The sequence below is a fragment of the Sphingomonas sp. SORGH_AS_0789 genome (assembly GCF_031453055.1).
Lineage (GTDB): Bacteria > Pseudomonadota > Alphaproteobacteria > Sphingomonadales > Sphingomonadaceae > Sphingomonas.
Genome location: NZ_JAVIYV010000001.1, coordinates 3,418,601 through 3,444,472, shown reverse-complemented (window position 1 = coordinate 3,444,472; position 25,872 = coordinate 3,418,601). Strand labels below are relative to the sequence as shown.

Sequence of the window (25,872 nt, the reverse complement as noted above, 5' to 3'; positions counted from 1 at the left end):
ACCAAGCGTTCAACGAACGGGCTGGTCACCCTGGTCAGAAACGCCATATAACCCCAGGCAACGTGATTTCCGTGCCTTGCTCAATTGAACGAGTCTTCAGAACATGGTCATTGCCCGTTCTTCGCCGATCGCCGACGATGGTCGCGCCCGCCAGCTGGTCGAGATGACGATCGACAGCCTGGCCGAACTGGGGTTCGTCGGAACCACCCTCGTCCAAATCGCCGGGCGCGCGGGCGTGTCGCCGGGGCTCGTCGCCCATTATTTCGGCGACAAGGAAGGCCTGCTCGAAGCGGTGTTCCGGGCGCTGACCACGCGCCTCGGGGCCCGGCTCCGGCTACGGCTGGCGCAGGCGGAGGGCCCGCGCGAGCGGCTTCAGGCGGTGATCGACACGAACCTGGCGCCCGAGGAACTTGACGGCGCGACCAGCAAGGTCTGGTTGGCCTTTTGGGGGCATGTCCGCCACCAACCCCGCCTGTTCCGCATCCAGCGCGTGTATCAGCGGCGGATGCTGTCCAACCTGCGCCATCCGCTCCGCGCGCTGGTGTCGGCCGAGGAGGCGCCCGCGCTGGCCGCGACCATCGCGGCGATGATCGACGGGGTGTGGCTTCGCGGGGCCCTGTCGGAGTGGAGCGAGATTGACGGCGATAGCGCGTGCGCGCTGATCGGGTCGTTCGTCGACAGCCGCCTGGCCGCGATACCGGCCGCTCCGCCGCCGCGCCGCGAGATCGTGCCGTGCAATCCCGCGACCGGGGAGGTGCTGGCGCGGATCGCGGTGACGGACAAGGGCGGCCTCGACGCCGCCGTCGCGCGCGCCCGTGCCGCACAGCCCGCCTGGGCGGCGCTCGCCCCGCGCGATCGTGGTCGCATCCTGCATCGGGCCGCCGATCTCCTGCGCGAACGCAATCTGGAACTGGCGCGGATCGAGACGCTCAACACCGGCAAGCCGGTCCAGGAGACCGAGGCGGTCGACGTGCTGTCCGGCGCGGATTGCCTGGAATATTATGCGGGCGTCGCCGCGACCGTGGCGGGGCAGCATCTCGACCTGGGGGCCGAGGCGTTCGGCTATACCCGGCGCGAGCCGCTGGGGGTGGTGGCCGGGATCGGCGCGTGGAACTATCCGTTGCAGATCGCCTGCTGGAAAGCGGCGCCTGCGCTGGCCTGCGGCAATGCGATGATCTTCAAGCCCGCCGAACAGACGCCGCTGACCGCCTCTGCGCTGGAGGAGGTCTTCCGGGACGCCGGGCTGCCCGACGGCATTTTCCAGGTCGTGCAGGGCTATGGTCCGCTCGGCCGCGCGCTGGTGACGCATAGGGACATCGCCAAGGTATCGCTGACCGGATCGGTGCCCACGGGCCGTGCGGTGATGGCGGCCGCCGCGCCGGGGCTGAAGGCGGTGACCCTGGAGCTGGGCGGCAAGTCGCCGCTGATCGTGTTCGAGGATGCCGCGCTCGACAATGCGGTGTCGGGCGCCATGCTCGCCAATTTCTATTCGACGGGACAGGTTTGCTCCAACGGCACGCGCGTCTTCGTGCATCGGTCGGTGCTGAACGCCTTTCTGGAACGCCTCGCGGCGCGCACCGCCCGCCTGGTCGTCGGCGACCCGCTCGATCCCGCGACGCAGATCGGCCCGCTGGTGACGGAAACCCAAATGAACATCGTGCTCGGCCATATCGAGCGCGCCAGGCGCGAGGGCGTGCGGCTGCTGACCGGCGGCAAGCGGCTGACCGAAGGCGATCTCGCGCGCGGGTGGTTCGTCGCCCCGACGATCTTCGTCGCGGAGGACGACCGCGCCTCCATCGTTCGGGACGAGGTGTTCGGCCCGGTCATGACGGTGCTGCCGTTCGATGACGAGGAAGAGGTGATCGCGCGCGCCAATGCGACCGAGTTCGGGCTGGCGGCGGGCGTCTTCACCGCGGACATCACGCGGGCGCACCGCGTGATCGCACGGCTGGAGGCCGGGACGTGCTGGATCAACCAGTATAATGTCACGCCGATCGAGTTGCCCTTTGGCGGCTACAAGGCGTCGGGCCTGGGCCGCGAGAACGGTCTGGCCGCGATCGAACATTATACCCGTCTGAAGAGCGTCTATGTCGCGATGACCGACATCGACTGCCCCTATTGAGCGGATCTGCGATGACCGACAGCTTCGATTACATCATTGTCGGCGCGGGCTCGGCCGGGTGCGTGCTGGCCGCGCGGCTGACCGAGGGGGGGCGCCATTCGGTGCTGGTGCTGGAGCAGGGCGGGTCCGACCGCTCGGTCTTCATCCAGATGCCCAGCGCGCTGTCGATCCCGATGAACATGGCGCGGTACAATTGGCGCTATGAGACGGAGCCCGAGCCCCATCTGGACGGACGACGGCTGCATACCCCGCGCGGGAAGGTGCTGGGCGGGTCGTCCTCGATCAACGGCATGGTCTATGTGCGCGGCAATCCGGCCGATTTCGACCGATGGGAGGCGGAGGGCGCGACGGGCTGGGGCTATCGCGATGTCCTGCCCTATTTCCGGCGTGCGGAGACGCGGGAGGAGGGCGGCGATGCTTGGCGCGGCGATTCCGGTCCGCTCCATACCAGCTATGGCCGCCTGGCCAACCCGCTGTACCGGGCCTTTATCGATGCGGCGCGCGAGGCGGGCTATCCCGAGACCGCCGACATCAACGGTCGCCAGCAGGAGGGGTTCGGGCGGATGGACATGACCGTCCATCGCGGACGTCGCTGGAGCGCGGCCAATGCCTATCTGAAGCCCGCCATGCGCCGCCCGAACCTGACGGTCGTGACCCATGCGCTGGCGACCCGCATCGTGCTGGAGGGGCGTCGGGCGACCGGGATCGTCTATCGTCGGGGCGGGGTGGAGACGACGGTCCATGCCCGGCGCGAGGTGATCCTGGCGGGCGGACCGATCAATTCGCCGCAGTTGCTGAAGCTGTCGGGCATCGGTCCGGCGGCGGAACTGGCCGCGCACGGCATCTCCCCGGTCCATGACCTGCCCGGCGTAGGCGAGAATTTGCAGGACCATCTGGAATTCTATTTCCAGATCGAATCCAAGCAGCCGATCACCTTGTACCCTGCGATGAATCCGCTGCGAAAGGCGCTGATCGGCGCGCAATGGATGCTCGGCAAGAAGGGCCTCGGCGCGACTAATCATTTCGAGAGTTGCGGCTTCATCCGCAGCCGCGCGGGCATCGCCTATCCCGACATCCAATATCATTTCCTGCCGCTGGCGGTCAGCTATGACGGATCGTCGCTGGCGACGGGCCATGGGTTCCAGGCGCATGTCGGACCCATGCGCTCGAAAAGCCGCGGCCATGTCCGGCTGCGCAGCGCCGATCCGGCGGAGAAGCCCTCGATCCGCTTCAACTATATGAGCCATCCGGACGACTGGGTGGAGATGCGGGCCTGTGTCCGGTTGACGCGCGAGATCTTCGCGCAACCGGCGATGGCGCCGTTCGCGGGGCGCGAGATCCAGCCCGGCGCGGCGGTCATGGACGACGAGGCGATCGACTCATTCGTCCGCACCCATGTCGAAAGTGCCTATCATCCCTCGTGCAGCTGCGCGATGGGCGCGGCGTCCGATCCCATGGCGGTGGTCGACCCGGCGCTCCGGGTGCATGGGGTCGAGGGGCTGCGGGTGGTCGATTCCTCGGTGATGCCGTCGATCACGACCGGCAATCTCAACGCGCCGACGATCATGATCGGCGAAAAGGCGGCCGACCATATCCTGGGGCGCCCGATGCTGGCCTCCTCGAACGCGGACTATTACCGCGCCGAGGGCTGGGAGACGCGGCAGCGATAGGCCGCGGCGAGGCAGCCGGTGCCGCGCCCATGTCGCGGCACCGGGAGGCCCGTCACGCGTCGCTGGCGGCGACCATGTCCGTCCGGTTTCCATGGTCGCGTGACGCCGTCGCGCGCAGCCGGACCGACAGCAGCACGGCGATCAGCATGACCGTGACGAACAGCATCGCGATCGCCGTATTGTAATAGACCATCGCCACGGCCGCGACCGCCGCCATGCCCAGGGCAAAGCCGGGCACGACCGGGAAACCGGGGGCGCGATAGGGCCGGACGAGGTCGGGCTCGCGCCGCCGCAGCCGGAACAGCGACAGCATCGACATGATGTACATGGTCAGGGCGCCGAAGACCGACAGCGTCACGACGCTCGCCGTCAAGGGCTGCCCGCCGAAGCGGATCCAGCCGTCGCTATAGATCGTCAATATGCCGATCGCCGCGCCCGCGATCGTGGCGATATGCGGCGTCCGGAACCGGGGATGCAGACGCCCCAGCGCGGCCGGAAGATAACCCGCACGCGCCAGGGCGAACATCTGGCGGGCATAGCCCATGATGATGCCGTGAAACGAGGCGACGAGGCCGAACAGACCCAGCCAGACCAGCATGTGCAGCCAGCCGCTGGAATCCCCCACCGCCCGCCGCATCGCCTGGGGCAGCGGGTCGTTCAGGTTGGACAGGGACTTCCAGTCGCCCGACCCGCCCGCCAGGATCATGACGCCGAACGCCAGCGCGGTCAGCGTCACTATGCCGGTGACATAGGCGATCGGTATCGTCCGGCGCGGCTCCTTGGCCTCCTCGGCGGCCATCGCCACGCCCTCGATCGCCAGGAAGAACCAGATCGCGAAGGGGATGGCGGCGAACATGCCGCCGAGCGATCGCAGCGTGGGCGTATCGCTGCCCGCCCAGCCCCCGGTGACGAAATGGTCGAGCGAGAAGATCGGCGCGACCACCTTCATGAAGACCAGCAATTCGCCCACCGCCAGGATCGTCACGAACAGCTCGAAGGTCGCCGCGATCCCGACCCCGACGATGTTCAGCGCGACGAAGATCGCATAGGCCCCCAGTGCTGCCGTCCTGGGATCGAGCGACGGAAACTGCACGGCGAGATAGGCGCCGATCGCCAGCGAGATGGCGGGCGGGGCGAACACGAACTCGATCAGCGTGGCGAAACCGGCGATCGCACCGCCCCAGGGGCCGAAGGCGCGATAGGCATAGGCAAAGGGGCCGCCCGCCTGCGGAATGGCGGTCGTCAGTTCGGTGAACGAGAAGATGAAGGCGATGTACATCGCCGCGACGATCGCGGTGACGGCAAGGAAGCCCAGCGTCCCGGCCGTCGCCCAGCCATAGCTCCAGCCGAAATATTCCCCCGATATGACCAGGCCGACGGCAATGCCCCAGAGGTGGAAGGCGTTCAGCGATTTCCTGAGATGCGTGTCTGCCCCGTGCGTCATAAGCCCCCTTACGATTATTCGCCTGCGATGCGCGGCATGGTCCCCGGAGACTCCAGGGTGTCCGCATTCTGCCCCTCTTTCAGCGCGACCCCCGACAGCGACCGGCGCAGCGCCTCGCGCGCCAGCCATGCCAGCGTCCGCGCCGCCTGCTCATAGCTCTGGCCGCCATGCCGGTGGACGTTGGAGATGCAGTTGCGCTCCGAATCCCGCCGCCCCGGACGCGGGTCGTGCGTGAGGTACAGGCCCAGGCTGTCCGAGACGGTCAGGCCCGGTCGCTCGCCGATCAGGATGACGCTGAGGCGTGCGCCGAGCGCGGCCCCGATCGGGTCGGCGATGGCCACGCGGGCCTGTCGCGCGATGACGACCGGCGCGATCGACAGCTCGGGCATGGCCTGACGGCAGGCATGGATCATCGGCGCGGCGTGCCGCTGTGCCGCCGTGGAGGACAGGCCGTCCCCGACCACGAACACGATGTCGAAGGGGCCGCACAGGGCCGTCAGCCGCTCCGCGTCGTCCGGCGCCAGCAGGCGCCCCATGTCGGGCCGTCGCAAATAGGTCGCCCGGTCCGGGGCCATGCTGGCAACGGCGATGGCGGCCAGCGGCGCCAGGTCCCGCTCCAGCGCGGCGACATCGAGCATGGCATGGACGGCGTCGCGCGCCATGGCATGGGCCGCCTGGAAGCGGAGGACCTCGTCCATCGGTATGGCGTTGCCCGAGCGGCCCAGGCCGATACGGGCCTTGGTCGCCCGGCGAAGGATCGTCCATGGATCGCGTGGTGTGGCGTCTTCGGTCAGGGGCCGGTCGCGACCGTCGCTCATGGCCGCGCTGCCCCCATATTTGCCCCCATATCCGCCCCCATATCTGCCAATGCCCGCAGCCGGGACTGGTCCGGGCCGATGGCGCGGATCGTGCCGTCGGGGGCGAGCATGTCCATGCGGTCGAGCCACGCCTCGAACTCCGGCGCGGCGCGGACGCCCAGGACGGAGCGGAGGTACAGCATGTCGTGATAGGCCAGGCTCTGATAGTTGAGCATGATGTCGTCGGCGCCGGGCACCATGATCAGGAAGGTGCAGCCCGCCTGGGTCAGCACCGTCATCAGGATGTCCATATCGTCCTGATCCGCCTCCGCATGGTTGGTGTAGCAGACATCGCACCCCATCGGCAGGCCGAGCAGCTTTCCGCAGAAATGATCCTCCAGCCCGGCCCGGATGATCTGCTTGCCGTCGTAAAGATATTCGGGGCCGATGAAGCCGACGACGGTATTGACCAGCAACGGATCGAAGGCGCGGGCGACCGCATAGGCGCGTGTCTCCATCGTCTGCTGGTCGACGCCGTGATGCGCGTTGGCGGACAGCGCCGCGCCCTGTCCCGTCTCGAAATACATCGCATTGTCGCCGACCGTCCCGCGACGCAGCGACCGCGCGGCGTCGTGCGCCTCGCGCAGGATGGCCAGGTCGATGCCGAAACCGCGATTGGCCGCCTCGCTGCCCGCCACGGATTGAAAGACGAGATCGACCGGGGCACCCCGCGCCATGATGTCGATCGTGTTGGTGACATGGGTCAGCACGCAGGTCTGCGTCGGAATGTCGTAGCGCTGGCGCAGATCGTCCAGCATCTTCATCAGGTCGATCGCATTGGCCACATTGTCGGTCGCCGGGTTGATGCCGATCGTCGCGTCGCCGACCCCGAACAACAGCCCGTCGAACACGCTCGCGGCGATGCCGCGGCGATCGTCCGTCGGATGGTTGGGCTGCAACCGCGTCGACAATCGCCCCGGCAGCCCGATCGTCGAGCGAAAGGCGGTGACGACGCGGACCTTGCGCGCCACCGCGATCAGGTCCTGGTTGCGCATCAGCTTGGATACGGCGGCGACCATTTCCGGGGTCAGGCCGCCCGCGACCGCCGCCAGCATGGCCGTGTCCGCCTGTTCGGACAGCAGCCAGTCCCGAAAGCCACCGACGGTCAGATGCGCGAGCGGCGCGAAGGCGGAAGGATCGTGCCCGTCGATGATGAGGCGGGTGACCTCGTCCTCCTCATAGGGGACCAGCGCTTCGTGCAGAAACCGGTCGAGCGGGAGATCGGCCAGGACGAACCGGGCCGCCATGCGCTGCGCCGCGCTCTCCGCGGCGATACCGGCCAGTTCGTCGCCGGAGCGCAGCGGCGATGCGCAGGCCAGGAGGTGTTTGAGATCGCGAAAGACGAAGTGCTGGCCGCCGACATTCGAGGAATACGCCAATCCGACCTCCTGACCGCCATGCCGGATGCCACGCCGGAACGATGCGAGCTCTGTCAAATCCGCCCCTGGCGCCGCCGGCGAGGTCGCTCCCCCCGCTCTTCACCCCCGCGCTTTCCGGATCATGCAACGTGATCCGGATCAAGTCCATCGGGTCCATGCCCCTTATGTGCGATCGCGCCACCCGTCGGCCTCGACGGCGCAAATGGGCCCGGAAGGTCAGGGTAGGACATTCTCCAGCGAATGCAGGAGCTGTCTGGCAACGAACGGCTTGGCACAGTTGACGACGTCGGGGTAACGGCTCTTCACGACGTCATCCTCATACCCGCTGGCGAATATGAACGGGATGTGCCGCGCGGTCAGGGCGTCGGCCACGGGGAACGCGAATTGCCCGCCCAGATTGACGTCTAGGATCACGGCGTCGATCCGGTCTTCCTGTTCGATGCGGGACAGGGCGGAGGGGACCGAGGCTTCGGGGCCTATGACGATGGCGCCGGCCTCTTCCAGTTCCAGCTGGAGATCCTGGGCCAGCATATACTCGTCCTCAACGATCAGGATCCGGCGATTGGTGAGAGGCATCATGCGACTCCAATGGGCTCCGGTTGGATACCGGCAGAGCAATGGAGCAGTGAATTCCATCTGCCGCCATAACGTAAGTCGTCTCTGCTTGTAATTGATAAGGCATCGCTTTTTCGATCAGGGTGCAGCCCTGGCCGGTGCCGCCCGGCGCCTGGCCATCGGGGGGCATGGTCACGCCGCTCTCCCGCCAGTCGACATGCAGCCACGGTTCCCCGTTCGCGCCGTCCTCGACCCGCCAGCGAACGGCAAGATGCGCGCCCGGTTGGCTGAGCGCGCCATATTTGACCGCGTTCGTCGTCAGTTCGTGCAGCGCCATTGCGAAGGTCTGCACCGTGCCGGACCGCAGGGGGACGTCGTGCGGGCCGTCCAGCGTGACGCGCGGGCGCGCGGCATCGAGCGCGCCGGTCGCATCCAGCTCCGCCTGGATGAGGTCGCCGAAGGTCACCCGGTCGTCGTCGCGCAATTGCGACAACAGGCGTTGGGCCCTGGCCAGCGCCTCGATCCTGTCACGGAATTTGGCGCGGAAGTCCTTCAGGTCGACGCTCGACCGGATGGTCGCATCGGCCATCGAGCGCACCATGCCCATCAGGTTGAAGGTGCGGTGCTGCAATTCCTTGACCAGGATCTGCTGGCGATCCTCCCATTCGCGGCGATCAGTGGTCTCCACCACCGCACCCACCATGCGGACCGGGCGACCGGCGGCATCATGATAGAATTTGCCCCGACCGGACAGCCAATGGACCGAGTGGTCCGGATGGACGACCCGAAACTCATGGACGAATTCCTCCTGCCGTTCCATGGCCTGGTGAACTGCCGCCTCGGTCCGTGCGCGATCCTCGGGATGGATGCGGGACGACCAGGCTTCATAGCTGGGCGTCACCTCTCCGACATCATAGCCCTCCATGCGGAAATGCTCGTCGGACCAGTGGACCTCTCCCGTGATGACGTTCCAGTCCCATAACCCCAGCTGACCGACTTCGACCGCGCTGCGAAGCCGCTCCTCGCTTTCGCGCAGGGCCGTCTCGGCACGCTTGCGCTGGGTCACATCCTGGCCGACCTTGACGAAGCCGCGAGCCGTGCCGCCCTCGTCGAGAAGCGCCCACACGGCCCCCTCGATGAAAATCCGTCGTTCGTCCTTGCGCAGGTGCCAGCGGATATTGGCGGCATAGCCGTCGCGGCGCGCGGTTTCGATCTCCTGCTTGTCCTCTCCCGCCGCCCGATCCTCGGGGGTGAAGGTGATGCTGCCGAGCTGCCCCACTGCCTCGTCGGCGGTCCAGCCGAAGACGGCTTCGGCACCCGGAAACCAGCTGTCGATGCGATCCTCGGCATCGGTCGTGAAGATGGCATAGTCTTGGACGGTTTCGACGATGCGGCGGAAGCGTTCTTCGCTGGCATGGAGGCGATCCACCTTGCGGAGCCGGTCGATCACCGAGCCCAATATGGTAGCATAGGTTCGCAGGAACTGGATTTCGTCGTCGCCGAATGTGCGCGGGCCGGACGCATCGACCTGAAGGACGCCATAGGGCCGTCTGCCCGGTACCAATATCGGTACGTTGACCAGCGCAACGACTCCGGCCTCTTTCATGAATGCGGGGATGATGAACCTGTCTTCCTTGGTAATGTCCTGGGAAACCACGGGTTCGCCGGCATTGATCGAGTAGGTTTCGGACGACGCCTCCGTCATCGACAGGTGGACATGTCCGACGACATCCTTTGCCCAGCCGACACCGGCCCGAACGAAGAGTTGCTGTCGTTCCTCCTGGATCTCGAGGACCTTGGCGCGGTCCGTACCCAGTGCCTTCGCCACCAGGCGGCAGGCCTCGGTCAGGACCGCGTCGAGATCCTCCGAGCGGATGGCGAAATCGCCAAAATCGGCAAGCACCTGTTGCCGCTTCATCATCTCTCTGATCTTCGGCATGAAAATCTCCGGCGATGGGGTGATGATCGGGGAATGGGGAAATGCCGGAGGAGGGACGCCGTTCGCTCAAATTCGAGCGGCGTCGCCAAAAGCTCCCATAGCGGCGGCGTGTCGTGCGGTTTCGGGGGGCTCCGATGCCGGGGATCGGATGGGATCGTGCAGGCCGCCTTGGCCGTCGATCAGCAGGTCCAGCGCGATATTCATCCGCGCAAGGTCCGCCCGCTCGTCCGCGATCGAGCCTTTCCCTTCCCAGGGGATTAGCAAGGCGCCGGATGGGAACGACTGTGGGATTTCGTCTTCTGCGGTTCGTAAGGCTTCATGCGGGGCGTGACCGTCAGGCGCGGGGACGAGGTGGAGGCTCGCTATCCCTCTGCTCTCACAGGCCCGCGCCAGTCCGATCGCATCGGCTGTGCTCGGGGCGTCGGCATGCACCAGACCCCATGGCCGGATATGATCCAGCATCGCAGCGATGTCTCCTCCATGCGCTTCGCATTTGGCCCATTGATGGGCGATGCCGCGCTTCTTGCACATCTGCGACCACCTCTGGGCCAGAGCCTCGTCGCTGCTCCAGATCAGCAGAACCGGGTCGGCGGGCGCTGCGTGCGAGAGCGGCGTCCTGATGGGATGGGGGATCGGCGGATAGACGAGCCGATCCTGACGCCGCCACCATCCTGGCGCGCGCGCGACCGGATGGCGTTCGGCGGCGGCGGGCAGTCCCTTCCACAGGGAAGCCAGGGCGGTCGGGCGCGGCGTGCCACCCGATATGTCGAATATACCCGCTTCATAGGTGCCGGGCGCGGTCAACAGGCGATCCCAGTCCTGCGAGCCTAGCAGCGACCACGCCGTGACGGCCCGGATATCGACGCCCTCGCGCCGGAGTAGTGCGCAGCCGTCCCACGCCTCCGCTGCCCATCGCAACTGCTCCTCGCGCGTGCAGCCATTATGCACCTCCGTCACCGCCAGGGGGACGCCGTAACGGTCCCAGGCTTCGCGAAGGGCCCCGGCCAGTCCGGGGGGCGGGGGATCGAGGACGCGTATGGCCTCGACATCGGCATAGGCGCGGCGGGCATTGCCGCCATGGCTGCGCGGCGGATAGCGCTGCAACCGATGGTCGAGAAACCGGTCGCTGGTCAGATAATGGTTCACCCCGACGATGTCGGGCGGGCAGGGAGCGTCGGCGATGCGCCGCAACCGCTCGCCGAACCCGAAGCCGTTGATCCTTTCCCATAAAGGGTGATGCGGGGTGACATGTCCGAACAGCAGGTCCCATCCGGCCCAGCGGCGCAGATTGTCGAACGCCGCCTGTTCGCGCAGGACCAGCGTGGCATAGGTGCGGCCGAGATCGTCGGTCTGGATCAACCGTGCAGCCGGGTTCACCCGGCGAATGGCCTGCATCGCGGCCCGCGTGCCGTCGATCTGGTTGAGCAGCGCCAGCCAGAATGCCCCTTCGTCACGCGCATGGGGATACCAGTGGCCGTATAGGGCGGAGAAGCGCGCCGTGGTCAGCGGTTCGTTGACCGGGGTCCAGTCCTCGATCCAGGGATAGCGTTCCGCCACCTGCTGCGCATAGTCACCGAGGCCGGTGGCGAACCCGTCGTCGAGCAAATGGGTATGGGGCGGGCCGCTGCCATGATGGACCAGCCCGGCAATGGGCCGGACGCCCAGCGAACGCAGCCGCGCCAGCCGCTCGTCGGTCCACGCCCAGTCGGGCGTCCGGCCGTCCGGCATCACCCGTTCCCACAAGACGGGGTAGCGTATCGCCGACAGGCCCAGGCCGGCAAACAGGTCGAGGTCGGTGATCCGGTCGTGATGCCCGCTCAGGCGGATCTGATCGCGATAGCCCGTGGCGGTGCGATTGACGGTGCATTCCACGCCACCCCAAAGTTCCAGGCCATCCATCGCCGTCTCCCCTGAGCCCAACGGACCGGCGTTGCGGGCGTTCCGGGAAAATGACTGATTTGCATTTATATACAGTAGGTTAGGCGGAACGTGGCGAAGCGGCGGGATGTTTCTGTTTTGTAACAGAGACCTAGAAGGAGCTTCCGTGACCGCCCAGCTGTCGAGCGCCGCCCATGGCTCCAATAGCCTTTACCACCGCCGTCCGCGATCGACGCTGATCTGCTTTAGTCATCTTCGCTGGGCCTTCGTCTTCCAACGGCCGCAGCATCTGATGACGCGCTTCGCCGCGACGCAGGATGTGTTGTTCTGGGAGGAACCCGAATATCGGCCCGGCCCATCCGAACTGCACCGCCGGACATGCCCGGAAAGCGGCGTGGTGGTGCTGACCCCGCAACTCGACGCGGCCTTGCAAGGCCGGGAGGACGCGGCGCTGGCGGCCTTGCTCGACACCGAGCTGGAGGGTGTGACCGGCCCGGTTATCCGCTGGTATTACACGCCGATGATGCTGCCCTTTTCGGACCATGTCCCGGCGGCGTGCATCGTCTATGACTGCATGGACGAACTCTCGGCCTTCAAGGGCGCGCCGCCACAGCTGCTCGAGCGGGAGCAGCGGCTGATCGAGCGGGCCGATCTGGTCTTTACCGGCGGGACCAGCCTGTACGAGGCGAAGCGCAGCCGCCATTCCAATGTCCATGCCTTTCCCTCCAGCATCGACGCGGCGCATTTCGGACGCGCGCGGTCGGGGGGCGGGGAACCGGCGGATCAGGCGTCGCTGCCGCGTCCACGGCTCGGCTTTGCCGGGGTCGTAGACGAGCGGATGGACCTCGCCCTGCTCGCCGCCCTGGCGGATGCCCATCCCGAATGGTCGCTGGTGGTCATCGGCCCCGTCGTGAAGATCGACGAAGCCGATTTGCCGCGTCGCGCCAATATCCATTATCTGGGCGGGCGGCCCTATGGCGCGCTGCCGGATTATATGGCGGGGTGGGACGTCGCCCTGATGCCCTTCGCGATCAACGAGGCGACGCGCTTCATCAGCCCGACCAAGACGCCGGAATATCTGGCGGCGGGGTGTCCGGTCGTCTCGACGCCGATCACCGATGTCGTGCGCCATTACGGAGCGCTGGTGGGCGTGACCATCGCCGACACGCCTGCCGCCTTCGTCGCCGCCTGCGAAGCGGCGATGACCTTGCGAACCGCAGGCGACGGCTGGCGCGACGAAGCGGACAGGCAGCTGTCACGCGGTTCGTGGAGCAGCACGGCGCTGGAGATGACCGCGCTGATCGAGGCGGAGATGGCGGGGCGCAACCGGCATGAGCCGATCGTCTCCCCCGTCACCTGGCCGCCGCGGCACGATCGCTATGACGTGATGGTCGTCGGCGCGGGGTTCGCCGGGGCGGTGATGGCGGAGCGGCTGGCGGCCGATGGGGGCAAGCGCGTACTGGTGGTCGACCGGCGCTCGCATATCGCGGGCAATGCCTATGACCATCACGATGCGGCGGGTATCTTGGTGCATCGCTATGGCCCGCACATCTTCCACACCAATTCGGGCGAGATATTCGACTATCTGTCGCGCTTCACCGATTGGCGGCCCTATGAACATCGCGTGCTGGCCGATGTCGGCGGCAAGCAGGTGCCGATGCCGATCAACCGCACGACGCTGAACGCGCTCTACGGGCTGGACCTGTCGAGCGATGCGGAGGTCGAGGCGTTCCTGGCCTCCCGCGCCGAGCCGGTCGATCCGATCCGCACATCCGCCGATGTCGTCGTGTCGAAGGTCGGCCACGAACTCTACGAAACCTTCTTCCAGGGCTATACCCGCAAACAATGGGGCATGGACCCGTCCGAACTCGACAAGTCGGTCACCGCGCGGGTGCCGACCCGGACCTGTACCGACGACCGCTATTTCGGCGATCGCCATCAGGCGATGCCAGCGCAGGGCTTTACCCGAATGTTCGAGGCGATGCTCGACCATCCCAATATCGACCTGCTGCTGGGGGTCGACTATGCCGATGTCCGCGACGCCTATCCGCACGACCATCTGGTCTTCACCGGGCCGATCGACGAATATTTCGGCTATCGTTACGGTCGGCTGCCCTATCGCTCGCTTCGCTTCGAGCATCGGACGCTGAATGAGGAACGGCATCAACCCGTCGCCGTCGTCAACTATCCCGACGAGGCCGTCCCCTATACGCGCATCACCGAATACAAGCATCTGACCGGGCAGGTCGCGCCGCAGACCAGCCTGACCTATGAATATCCCAGCGCGACGGGCGATCCCTATTACCCGATCCCCCGCGACGAGAATCAGGCGCTCTACAGACGCTATGAGGCGCTGGCCCTGGCCGAGCCGCATGTCAGCTTCGTCGGGCGGCTGGCGACCTATCGCTATTACAATATGGACCAGGTCGTCGGACAGGCGCTGGCGACCTATCGCCGGTTGAAGCCGATGCTGGACGAGGCCGCGATGCCGGGTGTCGCCGCACTGGCGGGGGGACGCAGCGCGGCATGAACCACCAGCGAGCGGACGAAGCCGTCAAGCCGGTCGTCCTGCTGGCGGCCGAGACGAACTTCGTCACCGATTACGTGGCAAGCGTCCTCAGGGAGCGTGCCACTTCCGTCATCGGCCCGTTGGTCGACCCATCGCAGGCCGTGCAGCTCCTGGCGACGCAGTCCGTCCGTGCCGCATCCTGTTCGATACCGCAGCCTCGCAGGATCGCGCCCGACTGGGTCGCGGAGCAGACGTGATCGGCCGGATGTGCGGGGCGGGGCCTATTGCAACGAGTTTGACAGACGATGAAGCGTAAAGCCGCCATTGCGAATGCCATCATCGAAAGCGCGATGGACTATGCGATCATATCGCTCGATTCCGAAGGCGTCATCACGAGCTGGAACGACGGGGCCGAACATGTGCTCGGCTGGTCTGCGGGAGAAGCGCTGGGCCAGCCGGGCGAGATCATCTTCACCGCGGAGGATCGTGCGGCCGACGTGCCGCGCCGGGAAATGCAGCAGGCCGACCAAGCGGGACGCGCCGCCGGCGAACGCTGGCACGTACGGCGCGACGGCAGCCTGTTCTTCGCGCTGGGCGAGCTGATGCCGCTCCGGCTGGAGGAAGGCGGCTATGTCAAGATCCTGCGCGACCGCACCGATCAACGTCGCGCGGTCCAGGACCTGGAGGACAGTCGCAAGGCGACCAGCGGCGCCCATGCGATGCTGGCCGAACTGACCGAGTCCCTCGAGGACCCGTTTTACGCGGTCGATGCGGAGGGGCGCTTCACCTATATAAACCGCAAGGCGGGCGAACTCTGGGGGCGGGCGCCCGGCGACCTGATCGGCAAGATCTGTTGGGACGAGTTTCCCCAGGCGGTCGGCAGCGAACCCTATCATGCCCATCAACGCGCGATGGTCGAGCGCATCGCCATCCGGCTCGAAGCGCAGTCGCCGATCCTGGGCAAATGGATCGACATCGACATCCATCCGATCACGACCGGCGGACTGGCCGTCTATTTCAAGGACGCCAGCCAGCGCAAGGCGGCGGAGATCGCGTTGCAGGCGCGGAACGACACGCTGGCCGAGGAGATCGCCGAACGCACCCGCGAACGCGACCGGATATGGCAGTTGTCGGGCGACCTGATGGACGTGTGCAGCGCCGATGGTCGCCTCCACACCGTCAATGCCGCCTGGACGGCGATGCTGGGTTGGACCGAGGAGGAACTGCTCGGCGGCAATTTCTTCGACCTGATCCATCCAGAGGATCGCGAGGCGACGGCCGCCGAGTTTGCGCGGCTCGCCAAGGGGGAGGAGGCGGCGCATTTCGAGAACCGGTTTCGCGGACGCGACGGCCGCTACCGCGTCATCTCCTGGACCACCGCGCCCGAGGCGGAGCTGTTCTACTCGATCGGCCGCGACATGACGGATCATCGCCGCGTCGAGGAGCAATTGCGCCAGAGCCAGAAGATGGAAGCGGTCGGGCAGCTCACCGGCGGGCTGGCGCATGACTTCAACAATCTGCTGACCGGCATCACGGGCAGCCTGGAGATGATGGCGATCCGTATCGCGCAGGGGCGGATGGGTGATGTCGAGAAATATAACGCGGCGGCGCACGGCGCGGCCAAGCGCGCCGCCGCCCTGACCCACCGCCTGCTCGCCTTCTCCCGCCGCCAGACGCTGGACCCCAGGCTGATCGACCCCAATCGGTTGATCGAGGACATGCTCGAGCTGATCATGCGTTCGGCGGGGCCCGATATCGATACCCGCTATGTGGCGCAGGTGGATCTCTGGGCCACGTTGGTCGACCCCAATCAGCTGGAAAACGCGCTGCTCAATCTCTGTATCAACGCCAGGGATGCGATGCCCGACGGCGGAAGGCTGACCATCGAAACGTCCAACCGCTCGCTCGACGATCGCACCGCGCGGTTCCACGAGATGGAGCCGGGGCGCTACGTCGCGGTCTGCGTGTCCGATACGGGGATCGGGATGACCCCCGATGTCGTCGCCAAGGCGTTCGACCCGTTCTTCACCACCAAGCCGATCGGCGTCGGCACCGGCCTTGGCCTGTCGATGATCTATGGTTTCGCCCGTCAGTCGGGGGGTAGCGTGCGTATCCATTCCCAGCCCGGCGAAGGGACGACCGTCTGCGTCTATCTGCCCGCGCATATCGGCCGCGCCGAGGCGGACGACGATGACGCCGATCTGGCCGATGCCCCCCGCGCCATATCGGGCGAGACCGTGCTGGTCGTCGACGACGAACCATCGGTGCGCATGCTGGTGACCGACGTGCTGGAGGAACTGGGCTATACCGCGATCGAGGCGGCCGACGGCGCCGCGGGGCTGAAGGTCCTGCAATCCGATGCGCGGATCGACCTTCTGGTTTCGGATGTCGGTCTGCCGGGGGGCATGAACGGTCGCCAGATGGCCGATGCCGCCCGCGTGACCCGACCCGATCTGAAGGTCCTGTTCATCACCGGCTTCGCCCAGAATGCGGCGGTGGGCAACGGGCAGCTTGAACCGGGCATGCATGTCATGACCAAGCCCTTTGCCATGGAAGCCATGGCCACCCGGATCAAGGCGCTGATCGAAGGGGGCTAGGGCGCCTGCTTCGCCCGGCGCAGCGCATCCATCAGGATGCGGCTGTAGATGCGGTGGGTCGCGGTCTTCCGGTGGACACCGGCGCTGGACGGCGCGATGCCCAGCGATGCGGCGGGGGTGAAGGTGAGCTCGCCGAAATAGATGCCGTCGCGACCGTTATACAGGTCGACGCGTACAAAGGCGAACGGCGCCGACAGCGCGCGGGCAGCGGCGATCATCCGTTCCAGTCGGTCCCTCGCCGCCATGGCGAAGCCATCCGGCGCCCTCAGGCCGTCGCCTTCATCCATCGGATCGAATTGGGGCACGCGGAACAGGCGACTCCAGGGCTGTCCGAACCGGCCATGGTCGATCTGGCACAATAGCGGCTCGCCATGGATGCAGTGGAATTTGTAATCGTCGGGCGGCCCGGCCATGTGCGTCGGGATCATCGACTCGACGATGATCTTTCGCGGCAGGCGCCAATATTGCATCTCGCGCAGGATCGACGCGTAATCCATCGAGGCCAGATCATACAGGTCGCGCAGCGCCGCAGGATCGGCGAGATCCCGCAAAAAGGTGACGCCGCCGCTGGCATGGGTCGGCTTGGCCAGGGCATCGGTCCCGGTAAAGGAGCGGAGCCGGTCGAATAGGTCTTCGGGCGAGGCCAGCGTCTCGACCGGGATGACGGCCAGTGTCTCGGGGAGATGAAGATCGGGGCAACGTCGCTGTGCCTCGACCTTGGCGGTTTGCTTGTCGACAAAGGTCCGCTCCGATGCGGACCAGTCCGGATCGATCATCCGGTCATAGATGACGTCGTTGATCCGCGCGTCGGGATGGTGGGGCGGAAGCGGCGGGCGGCCGAATTTTCGCTCGAATGGCACGGAGGCCAGCCGATGATTGGCGGTCCGCGTCATGGGGTCATGCCCGTCGTCGCCCGCGTCTCTGTCCGGCCTGTAGCTCATGGATGACGGTGAAATGGCCGCGCGAGGTCAGCCATGGTCGGCGGTCGCGCGCTCGACGCACAATCCGATCGCCGCGATGCGGTCGACCTCGGCATAGGGCGCGTTGTCGAGTTCGTCGCCAAAGATGTCGGGATCGAGCACGCGGTAATCCTGGCGATAGCCCGCCCTGGGGATCGCGTCCTGTATCGCGTCCCGAACCACGTCGCGGCCATGCACGATCGACACGCCCGTATGCATCAGGAAGCGGCCGCCCGGCACCAGCTTGCGGATCGCCATCAGCGTCCAGTCGACCGACAGCCTGCCGCCATAGAGATCGCCGCCGTCGCGATAGGCGCGGCGGACGGGATCGATCATGAACGGCGGATGGGTGACGATAAGATCGAACGGCCCGTCGACCTCCTCGGGTGTCTGCGCCATCACGCCATGGTTGGCGATCCCGGCGAAGGTCGCATTGATCGATGCGAGTTGCAGGGCCTTGGGATTCAGGTCGGCCAGCGTCAGCTCCGCCTTGCCGTGCAGCGATGCAGCGACGATGCCGCCAACCCCGGCCCCGGCCCCATAGTCGAGGATGCGGGCCTCGGTCGGCAACCCGACAAGATGGCGCGAGATATAGTCGGCGAAGCGGTAGCTGTCGGGGCCCAGGAATACGGCATCGCGTGCCGTGGTCGGATAGCGCGAATGCAGGAACAGCTGTCCCAGCACGTTCGAGACGCGGATGGCGGCGGTCACCAGTCCGTCCGGACGCTCCCCCAGCAACCCTTGCGCGGCAAGGATCGCGAGGAGAGCAGGGGGCAGGGTGTCGCGGCGGCAAGGCAGGGACCATCCCAGCAGGTCGGCGACGGTCGAACCGACCTGCCGATCGGGTCGCGCCATCACCCGCGCCTGCGACGCCGGGGTGGGCGCGATGAAGTCGTAGTCCATCGAACGCAGCATGCCGAGCAGGTCGAGCATCGCGCTGCGCGAAACGCCGGACACGGCATCGGGCCGATCCGCCTTGGAAGAAGTCTCGTCGGGCTCTGTTAGGTTCATATGATCACCATAAAGCATGATGCTGGCCGCCAATCGCGGCGCTGGCCGTCGAGGGATTTGATCCGCGTCAGGCCGTCTTCTGGATCAGCGGTTCGATCCGCAGATTGACGATGTCGCAATTGGCCGATCGGCTGAGGACGAACAGGATCGCGTCGGCGACATCCTCGGCAGGCAGCATCCGTCCGTCCGCGACGGCGGCCTGTTTCTCCTCCTCGCTGCATTCCTGCATCTCGGTGTCGACCGATCCGGGCTGGATCACGCTGACCCGGATACGCTTGTCCGCCACCTCCTTGCGCAGCGTCTCGGCGAAGGCCTGGATGCCCGCCTTGGTCGCGGCATAGACGCTTTCGCCCGCGGCCTTGATCTCGGTACTGATCGATCCGACGAACAGCAGATGGCCGCCGCCCTGGTCCTGCATCCGCAGGATGGCTGCACGTGCGCAGGCGAGATAGCCGGTCAGATTGGCATCGATCACATAACGCCAATCGTCGTCGGCCATCTCGTGGATCGGCTGCGCGCCCAGTGCGGCGCAGGCGACCAGCATGTCGATACCGCCCAGCCGGTCGTCGACGGCGGCGAAGACGCGGTCGATACCCTCTTGCGTCGCGGCGTCCTCGGCGATCCCGGTGACATCGCCATCGATCCCGGCCAGCGCCGCGTCGAGCGCGTCCTGATGCCGCCCGAAGGTCAGGACGCGTGCACCCTCGGCCGCCAGTGCCTTCAGCGCGGCAAGGCCGATGCCGGTGGTGCCGCCGGTCAGCAGGATGCGGCGGCCGGACAACATGGTGGGGTTCTTGGTCATTGGCTATTCCCAGGTCAGGATCAGGCGCCCATGGGCGGGCACGCAGTAATCGATGCGATCGGCGTCGACGGCATCGGGCGCGATGGCCTCGCCGCTGGCGGTGGTGACGCGGCTGTCGGTCAGCGTGCGCCGCTTCAGCCGGACGAGGCGCAGCCAGGCGGTGCGCGTCTCGCCCCCGTCGAGCAGGATCGACAGCGCATGGTCCCCGACCCGCTCGACCGCGCGGAGCAGCATGTCGCAATAGAGGCGGAAGGGGGCGCCCTCGACGGTGTGGAAGGCGCTGGAGGCGAAGATGAACGCCGCGCCCGCGCCGTACACCTCCTGTCCCACCTGCCCGGCGGGCTGGCCGTCGGGATACAGGTCCTCCAGCGGGAAGGAGAGCCCATGGTCGATATGGCCGTTGGCCTCGCGCTGTTCCTCGGAGATCGCCTCGGGCGGCAGCGCGTCGGGATAGTAATACCAGGCGCGCGACAGGGCATAGCGGCAATATTCGCCGATCAGCATCCGCGCCTCCGGGTCGAGGTCGGGACCGCCATCGTCCAGATAACGCTCGAACGCGACATAGCTGTCGAAACATTCGTACATCGCCATATAGGGCGCGTCCTGAAGACAGGTGACCGCCAGGAACGTCTCGTAATGCGCGGCATGGCCGATGCGGCTGTCCCAGATCACCGCATTGTGCAGGAAGCTGGCGAGATAGACATAGCTTTGTTCGCGATAGACGTCGCGATTGGTGATCCGCCACAGCCGCATGCAGGCGGCGGCCCCCCAGGCGGTCAGATTGGCCTGATAGTTGATGGCGAAGTCCAGCCCGATGGCGGCGTCGATCGCCGCGCGCGCCTCGTCCAGATAGGTCTTGTCATCGGTCAGCTCGAACGCCTGGAGCATGACCCAGGCATAGATGCCGCCGACATCGGTCTGCCCGCGCCCGTCGACCGGGGCCTCTTTTGTGATGACCGAGAAGTCGGTGACGTCATATTCGATCGGCCAGCGATAGGCGAAATGCCGCGCGACGCGCACGCCATAGCCGATCGCCTTCAGGAACAGCGCCCGCGCCTCGTCATCGCCGTCGAGCGCCAGCGTGCCGAGGTTCAGCAGCGGGTGATAGAGATACCAGCTGTCTACGGCATCGGCGTTCTTGTCCTTGCCGACATTGGGCAGATAGCGGCGAAACGTGCCGAGCCCCTCGTCAAAGAAGCGCGGCAGCCCCGCCTTGAACGTCGCCTCCAGCGGATGCGGTTCGCCGCGCCATTTGCCCCATCGGTGGAGCGCGGCGATCACCGACATCTGCACCATGATGTCGGGATATTCCGCCCCCGTATAGGGATGGACATAGCGATGGCCGTAATGGCGGATCGTGGCGTCGGGCGCTTCGTCCAGATCACGCGCGGCACGCTCGGCGCGGTCGATCCAGTCGCGATAGGCGACCGGCGGCGGGTCGAGCAGGTCATAGGCGCTTCCCAGCATCTGCACGAACTGGCGCGCGGACTCGCGTTCGTGCGGCGGGGCATGGTGGCGAAAGACCAGGATCGTGTCGGACAGCGTCACGCTCTCCCCCGCCGGAAGTGCGACCTCGGCGGGGTCCGCCTCCGCATCGGGGACGGGCAGCGCATAGCCCAGTTCGGGCCAGCTGCCCCCCACCGCCTCGCGCGGGACGGTTCCGGTGGCGCGGAAATAGGCGTTCGAGGCGGTGAGATTCTGGATGTAGAGTATGTTGCCAAAGGCTGGCGTATCGATCCGGAAATAGAGGAGGCCGGTGTTCAGCCCGCGCTGCGACGCCTCGATCACGCCTTGCGCGCGCAAGGGATCGTCGCCCGCGCCAAAGGGATAAAGGTCGCGCGGGGCGGGGGGCATGACCATCGGCCGGGCGGGCGTGAAGCGCGTCGCGATGCGCAGCCGCTCCACCGCCAGCCGGTCGGCGATGCAGGATATGATATGTTCGCCCATTGCGCTGGTCACGCGAAGCCGGGCGACCTCCCCCTCCTCCGGTGGCAGGACCGCGCAGTCGAAGCCGGTGGACAGGAAGGCGGCCCGCACCGCCAGCCCGCCGCTACTGCCCCTGCGCCGCACGATCGCGAAGACCGATGCGTCGGTTCGGTGCAGCCCGACCGTCAGGTCGCCGATCGTGAAATCGGCCAGCGGGGCGGGTTCGTCGCGCAGCAGTTCGCGCAGGTCCAGCAGATGGGGGCTGATGGCGGGCGGCGCTTCGGCCGTCGCGGTTCGGGGCATGACACAATTCCGAAAGTGTGACGGATGTGCTCCCCAACCCACTGGAAAAGAGCGGAGTTCCTGGCAAATGCCGTTCCGCTAAACTGGGTCAACGCATTCGTGCCGCCCGCGCCGCCTGCGCCCGTTTCAGGCGGATGCGCGTGCGTGCATCGCGCAGCAGCGTACCGGGCAGATCGGTCGCGGCACGCAGGCCCGCGACCGAGGAGATGTTGCGGATGCTGCGCCGCGTCTCGTTCAGCAACTGCCCGACCATCGCCCGCCGCTCGATCTCCCCCGTCTCGCGCACCAGCGACAGCCGGTGGATCGCATAGATGCCGATCAGTCCGGCCAGCAGGAAATAAAAGTCCCAGGCGGTCAGCGTGATCGGCAGGGTGAAGATGCCGTTCGGGCTGCGCCACCGCGCGAGCAGCTCGAACTGCCGCGCGGCGAAGAATTGCGCGAGCAACCCGCCCAGGATCGGTGCGATCCCGGCGGCGATGGCGGTCGTCATCGCATTGGCCGCGACATAGGCGGTGGCGGAGCCCCTGGGCGACAACTTCAGCGCGATATTGGTGCTGGCCAGCGTCACCCCGGCGATGGTCGCGCCCATGACGAGGTGAAGCCCGATCAGCCACCATTTCACCGCGCCCCGGTCGCCCAGTTGCGAGGCGCCGATCATCGCGACGATCGCCAGGATATAGGCGGGGGCACAGACCGCCAGGACCGACTTGTTGGCGAACCGATCGCTCAGCCGCCCCCAGAGCCGGAGCGCGAGGATATTGGCAAGCTGGCTGGCGACGCTGAGGAGGAGCACGAAGCTGACCGCGAAATGCAGCTGGCGGACGATGAAGACGGTGAAGAAGGGCGTCGCGAGATTGATCGCGAACTGCCAGCTGGCCACGAAGACCAGCAACCGGCGGAAATTCGGGTCGCCCAGCGGCTGGGACAGCAGCGCGCGCAGCGCGACGGGGCCGGGGGCGGGCGGCATCCGCGGCTCGGGCATCATCGCGACGATCCGCGCGCTGATCAGCCCGGTGAGGCAGCCGGTCGCGAACATCGCGGCGAATACCATGTCCCGCGCGAACGATCCCGCCTGCGTCCAGTCCAGCGCCAGCGCGGCCGCCAGGCCCAGGATCAGGCTGATCGCGGTCAGCCAGACCGTCCGCCGTGCAAAGACATCGCCCAGCCGGTCGTCGGGCGCGAGATCGCGCATCCAGGCATTCCACGCGCACCCGCCGACCGCGCCCAGCCCGCACAACAGCATCTGCGCCGCCAGGAAGATCAACAGCGCGGCCGTCCCGCTGAAAAAGGCGAGTGCCGCCATCACCGCCAACATGGTCCGTCCGATCAGGCTGGACAGGACCGCGATCCGCTTGCGTCGCCGCCATCGTTCGACCAGCTGGATGGCGGGCAGTTGCAGCAGCTGCGCCAGGAACGGCATCGCGGCGAGGATGCCGACCATCACGTTCGACGCGCCCAGATGCAGCGCGAAGGCGGTCAGGATCACCCCGCTGGTCAGCGCGGCCGCACCGCCGGAAAACCCCGCCTCGATGACGAGCAGCCGCAAACCGCGCTCACGGTCGGCATCGGTCAGTTCGGCTTGCGGGTCCAGGGTCATCGGTGCCGGGGCAACGTCTCGCCTGCGACGCGAGTTGCCGTCGGTTATCAGCAATGCTAATCTATATCATTGAGAATTAGCGATATTGACGTTTCCATGCGCGACCATCCGGGCGCTCGCGGGTTTGTCGATGGATGACGCTCAACATGCCGCCCGATCTGCGTATCGCCCTGGTCCTGGCCGGGGGCAATGCGCTGGGCGCGTATCAGGCGGGTGTCTATGAGGCATTGCACGATGCCGGTATTGCGCTGGACTGGATCGTCGGCACCTCGGCGGGGGCGATCAACGGCGCGATCATCGCGGGCAATGCGCCGGAGTACCGGCTTTCCCGGCTGTCCGACCTGTGGCGTCCCGAAGCCAGCGACCCTGTGGGCGTGCCGGCATGGGACGCGATGATCGACAGTTGGCGGCGCAGCGGCGAGGTGATCGCGACGCTGCTTGGCGGGCGACGGGGGCTGTTCGCGCCGCTGGGCACGGCCTTGGCCGCGCGCGATACGCCCGCGTTCTATGACACGACGCCCTTGGCCTTCACGCTGGCCCGGCTGGTCGATTTCGACCGGCTGAATGACGGCGCGGTTCGCTATATGGTGCAGGCGGTGGCGCTGGATACGGGCGAGGAGGTCGTGTTCGACAGCGTGCGCGGCCGGATCGTGCCCAACCATATCCGCGCGAGCTGCGCCATGCCGCCCGCCTTTCCTCCGGTCGCGGTCGAGGGTGCGCTCTATGTCGATGGCGGGCTGTCCGCCAATTTGCCGCTCGATCCCGTGCTGGTCCGGCCCGGTGACGCGCCGCTGCTGTGTATCGCGGTCGACCTTTTGCCGCTGGCCGGGCCGCGCGCGCCGAGCATCGGCGGGATGATCAGTCGAACGCAGGATCTGGCCTTCGCCGCACAGTCGCGCCGGACCCTGGCGCGCTGGCGGGACCATTATGACAACGGCTCCGATGGACAGGAGGCATCGGTCACGCTGGTCCAGCTCCATTATGCCGACCAGCAGGACGAGGTCGCGGGCAAGGCGCTGGACTTCTCGCCCCGCTCGGTTCGGCAGCGATGGAATGCGGGGCTGCGCGACGGCCGGGTGCTGACCGCCGCCCTGGCGCGGCGCGCAATTCGCATGGGGGACAGGGGCCTGACATCGACCACCATCGCGGCGGGCCGGAACCCGGTCGCCGCCCATCCGAAAGACATGCCATGAAAGCCGCCCGGAAGACCGCCAATGGCCGTTTCGAGATCGCCGAAGTCGAGGAGCCACGCCTGCCCGCCGACGATTGGGTCAAGGCGCGGGTGCGGATGGCGGGTATATGCGGAACCGACCTGCGCCATTGGGAAAAGGCGGAGGAAGAGCTTCACTGCTGTATCATGGGCCATGAGCTGGCGGGGGAGGTGGTCGAGATCGGCTCGGCGGTCACCCGCGTCGCGCTCGGCGACCGGGTGCTGGTCGAATCCGTGCTCGGATGCGGCCATTGCGACTGGTGCCGGGTGCAGCAATATAATCGCTGCCCGGACCTCTATCCGACCCGCCGTGCCAGCGTTTCGCGCGCCTATGCCGAATATGTCGTCGGGCCGCAGCACAAGTTCCACCGCCTGCCCGACAGCGTGGGGTTCGACGATGCGGCGCTGCTCGATACCTATGCCGTGGCGCTGCATGCCCAGCATCTGTCGGGCCTGACCATCGGATCGCGGGTGGCGATCATCGGGGCGGGGCCGATCGGGCTGGGCCAGCTGATGCTCGCCAAGGCCAGCGGGGCGACCGTCACGATCATCGACAGGATGCCGCACGCCCTCGCGCTGGCCGCCCGGCTGGGCGCGGACCGCACCGTCCATTCGGACGGCGATGGCCCGCAGGCGGCGGTCGGCGCCATGACCGACAATCGCGGCGCCGACATCGTGTTCGAGTGCGCGGGCGGCGAGTCCATGCCCGACACGCTGCCGCTCGCCACGCGACTGGTGCGGCGCGGCGGCAAGGTCGTCATCGTCGGCGGTTTCGACGATGGCGACATCGCCATCCCGCTGGAGTGGCAGCGTATCCAGATGTCCGAGATCACCCTGATCCCCAGCGCCAGCTTCGCCTTTTACGACATCCATGCCGAACAGGTCGAGGTGATCGATCTGGTGGCGCGCGGGGTGCTGAAGACGCAGGAGCTGATTACCCACCGCTTCCCGCTCGACCAGATCAACGACGCTTTCGAAGCGGCGCAGGATCGCGGCCGGACCGGCGCGATCTTCGTCGGCCTGACGATCTGAAACCTCGCTCGCCAATATCGCATGCCCTGCGCGGCACGGGCGGCGCTCGTGCCCGGATTCTTTCCGTTCCGATTGCGACAAC

The 25,872-nt window shown here is 66.9% G+C and carries 18 protein-coding genes; 7 read left to right on the top strand and 11 right to left on the bottom strand.

Annotation, left to right across the window (positions count from 1 at the left end; all coding sequences use genetic code 11):
- Positions 1–103: 103 nt before the first annotated feature.
- A complete protein-coding gene (gene betB / locus QE360_RS15635; RefSeq protein ID WP_309703005.1) occupies positions 104–2,122 on the top strand; it encodes a betaine-aldehyde dehydrogenase in 2,019 nt (672 codons plus the stop codon).
- 11 nt (positions 2,123–2,133) lie between these two features.
- Complete coding sequence (gene betA, locus QE360_RS15630) at positions 2,134–3,792, top strand: choline dehydrogenase (RefSeq protein WP_309703003.1); 1,659 nt, start codon at positions 2,134–2,136, stop codon at positions 3,790–3,792.
- 52 nt (positions 3,793–3,844) lie between these two features.
- On the opposite strand, the gene eat is transcribed toward betA, so the two are convergent.
- The 6 genes from eat to QE360_RS15600 form a co-directional block, all read right to left on the bottom strand.
- Entirely contained in the window at positions 3,845–5,236 is a 1,392-nt protein-coding gene (gene eat, locus QE360_RS15625; protein WP_309703000.1) for an ethanolamine permease, read from the bottom strand.
- Between the two features lie 14 nt (positions 5,237–5,250).
- Positions 5,251–6,054: an ethanolamine ammonia-lyase subunit EutC gene (gene eutC, locus QE360_RS15620; RefSeq protein WP_309702998.1), complete on the bottom strand. Its 804-nt coding sequence runs from the start codon at positions 6,052–6,054 to the stop codon at positions 5,251–5,253.
- On the bottom strand, positions 6,051–7,472 hold the full coding sequence (locus QE360_RS15615) for an ethanolamine ammonia-lyase subunit EutB (RefSeq protein ID WP_309702996.1): 1,422 nt from the start codon (positions 7,470–7,472) through the stop codon (positions 6,051–6,053). The genes eutC and QE360_RS15615 overlap by 4 nt, the downstream gene beginning before the upstream one ends.
- A 216-nt stretch (positions 7,473–7,688) precedes the next feature.
- Complete coding sequence (locus QE360_RS15610) at positions 7,689–8,051, bottom strand: response regulator (RefSeq protein WP_309695103.1); 363 nt, start codon at positions 8,049–8,051, stop codon at positions 7,689–7,691.
- Positions 8,014–9,966, bottom strand: coding sequence for a PAS domain S-box protein (locus QE360_RS15605; RefSeq protein WP_309702994.1), 1,953 nt, complete (start codon positions 9,964–9,966; stop codon positions 8,014–8,016). Before QE360_RS15605 ends, QE360_RS15610 begins: the two co-directional genes overlap by 38 nt.
- Before the next feature lie 66 nt (positions 9,967–10,032).
- Complete coding sequence (locus QE360_RS15600) at positions 10,033–11,865, bottom strand: family 1 glycosylhydrolase (RefSeq protein ID WP_309702992.1); 1,833 nt, start codon at positions 11,863–11,865, stop codon at positions 10,033–10,035.
- A gap of 145 nt (positions 11,866–12,010) precedes the next feature.
- Between QE360_RS15600 and glf the strand changes: the two genes are divergently transcribed.
- The 3 genes from glf to QE360_RS15585 are packed head-to-tail and all read left to right on the top strand — an operon-like array spanning position 12,011 to position 16,950.
- Positions 12,011–14,374, top strand: a complete 2,364-nt coding sequence (glf, locus tag QE360_RS15595) for a UDP-galactopyranose mutase (RefSeq protein WP_309702990.1) — start codon at positions 12,011–12,013, stop codon at positions 14,372–14,374.
- Complete coding sequence (locus QE360_RS15590) at positions 14,371–14,610, top strand: hypothetical protein (protein WP_309702987.1); 240 nt, start codon at positions 14,371–14,373, stop codon at positions 14,608–14,610. The genes glf and QE360_RS15590 overlap by 4 nt, the downstream gene beginning before the upstream one ends.
- A gap of 48 nt (positions 14,611–14,658) precedes the next feature.
- Entirely contained in the window at positions 14,659–16,950 is a 2,292-nt protein-coding gene (locus QE360_RS15585) for a PAS domain S-box protein (RefSeq protein ID WP_309702985.1), read from the top strand.
- Here the strand turns inward: QE360_RS15585 and QE360_RS15580 are convergent.
- The 5 genes from QE360_RS15580 to QE360_RS15560 all read right to left on the bottom strand — a co-directional run bounded on the left by QE360_RS15580 (position 16,947) and on the right by QE360_RS15560 (position 23,548).
- A complete protein-coding gene (locus QE360_RS15580; RefSeq protein ID WP_309702983.1) occupies positions 16,947–17,843 on the bottom strand; it encodes an ATP-grasp fold amidoligase family protein in 897 nt (298 codons plus the stop codon). The two genes, QE360_RS15585 and QE360_RS15580, sit on opposite strands and share 4 nt — an antisense overlap.
- Before the next feature lie 75 nt (positions 17,844–17,918).
- Positions 17,919–18,920 (bottom strand): methyltransferase, encoded by a 1,002-nt coding sequence (locus tag QE360_RS15575; RefSeq protein ID WP_309702981.1) that lies wholly within the window; start codon positions 18,918–18,920, stop codon positions 17,919–17,921.
- A gap of 67 nt (positions 18,921–18,987) precedes the next feature.
- Positions 18,988–19,722: an SDR family oxidoreductase gene (locus QE360_RS15570; protein ID WP_309702978.1), complete on the bottom strand. Its 735-nt coding sequence runs from the start codon at positions 19,720–19,722 to the stop codon at positions 18,988–18,990.
- A 3-nt stretch (positions 19,723–19,725) separates the two neighbouring features.
- Positions 19,726–21,951: a hypothetical protein gene (locus tag QE360_RS15565; protein ID WP_309702976.1), complete on the bottom strand. Its 2,226-nt coding sequence runs from the start codon at positions 21,949–21,951 to the stop codon at positions 19,726–19,728.
- A gap of 88 nt (positions 21,952–22,039) precedes the next feature.
- Positions 22,040–23,548, bottom strand: a complete 1,509-nt coding sequence (locus tag QE360_RS15560) for an MFS transporter (protein WP_309702974.1) — start codon at positions 23,546–23,548, stop codon at positions 22,040–22,042.
- A gap of 146 nt (positions 23,549–23,694) precedes the next feature.
- Between QE360_RS15560 and QE360_RS15555 the strand changes: the two genes are divergently transcribed.
- On the top strand, positions 23,695–24,741 hold the full coding sequence (locus QE360_RS15555) for a patatin-like phospholipase family protein (RefSeq protein WP_309702973.1): 1,047 nt from the start codon (positions 23,695–23,697) through the stop codon (positions 24,739–24,741).
- Positions 24,738–25,790 carry an alcohol dehydrogenase catalytic domain-containing protein gene (locus tag QE360_RS15550; protein ID WP_309702971.1) on the top strand — a complete coding sequence of 351 codons (1,053 nt, stop codon included), beginning with the start codon at positions 24,738–24,740 and terminating at the stop codon, positions 25,788–25,790. The genes QE360_RS15555 and QE360_RS15550 overlap by 4 nt, the downstream gene beginning before the upstream one ends.
- The last annotated feature ends 82 nt before the right edge of the window (positions 25,791–25,872 follow it).

What these genes read in the sequence shown, in the direction of transcription:
- betB (WP_309703005.1), top strand. Translation starts at nt 104, where the DNA reads ATGGTCATTGCCCGTTCTTCGCCGATCGCCGACGATGGTCGCGCCCGC.
- betA (WP_309703003.1), top strand. Translation starts at nt 2,134, where the DNA reads ATGACCGACAGCTTCGATTACATCATTGTCGGCGCGGGCTCGGCCGGG.
- eat (WP_309703000.1), bottom strand. Translation starts at nt 5,236, where the DNA reads ATGACGCACGGGGCAGACACGCATCTCAGGAAATCGCTGAACGCCTTC.
- eutC (WP_309702998.1), bottom strand. Translation starts at nt 6,054, where the DNA reads ATGAGCGACGGTCGCGACCGGCCCCTGACCGAAGACGCCACACCACGC.
- QE360_RS15610 (WP_309695103.1), bottom strand. Translation starts at nt 8,051, where the DNA reads ATGATGCCTCTCACCAATCGCCGGATCCTGATCGTTGAGGACGAGTAT.
- QE360_RS15605 (WP_309702994.1), bottom strand. Translation starts at nt 9,966, where the DNA reads ATGCCGAAGATCAGAGAGATGATGAAGCGGCAACAGGTGCTTGCCGAT.
- QE360_RS15600 (WP_309702992.1), bottom strand. Translation starts at nt 11,865, where the DNA reads ATGGATGGCCTGGAACTTTGGGGTGGCGTGGAATGCACCGTCAATCGC.
- QE360_RS15590 (WP_309702987.1), top strand. Translation starts at nt 14,371, where the DNA reads ATGAACCACCAGCGAGCGGACGAAGCCGTCAAGCCGGTCGTCCTGCTG.
- QE360_RS15585 (WP_309702985.1), top strand. Translation starts at nt 14,659, where the DNA reads ATGAAGCGTAAAGCCGCCATTGCGAATGCCATCATCGAAAGCGCGATG.
- QE360_RS15580 (WP_309702983.1), bottom strand. Translation starts at nt 17,843, where the DNA reads ATGACGCGGACCGCCAATCATCGGCTGGCCTCCGTGCCATTCGAGCGA.
- QE360_RS15575 (WP_309702981.1), bottom strand. Translation starts at nt 18,920, where the DNA reads ATGAACCTAACAGAGCCCGACGAGACTTCTTCCAAGGCGGATCGGCCC.
- QE360_RS15570 (WP_309702978.1), bottom strand. Translation starts at nt 19,722, where the DNA reads ATGACCAAGAACCCCACCATGTTGTCCGGCCGCCGCATCCTGCTGACC.
- QE360_RS15565 (WP_309702976.1), bottom strand. Translation starts at nt 21,951, where the DNA reads ATGCCCCGAACCGCGACGGCCGAAGCGCCGCCCGCCATCAGCCCCCAT.
- QE360_RS15560 (WP_309702974.1), bottom strand. Translation starts at nt 23,548, where the DNA reads ATGACCCTGGACCCGCAAGCCGAACTGACCGATGCCGACCGTGAGCGC.
- QE360_RS15555 (WP_309702973.1), top strand. Translation starts at nt 23,695, where the DNA reads ATGCCGCCCGATCTGCGTATCGCCCTGGTCCTGGCCGGGGGCAATGCG.
- QE360_RS15550 (WP_309702971.1), top strand. Translation starts at nt 24,738, where the DNA reads ATGAAAGCCGCCCGGAAGACCGCCAATGGCCGTTTCGAGATCGCCGAA.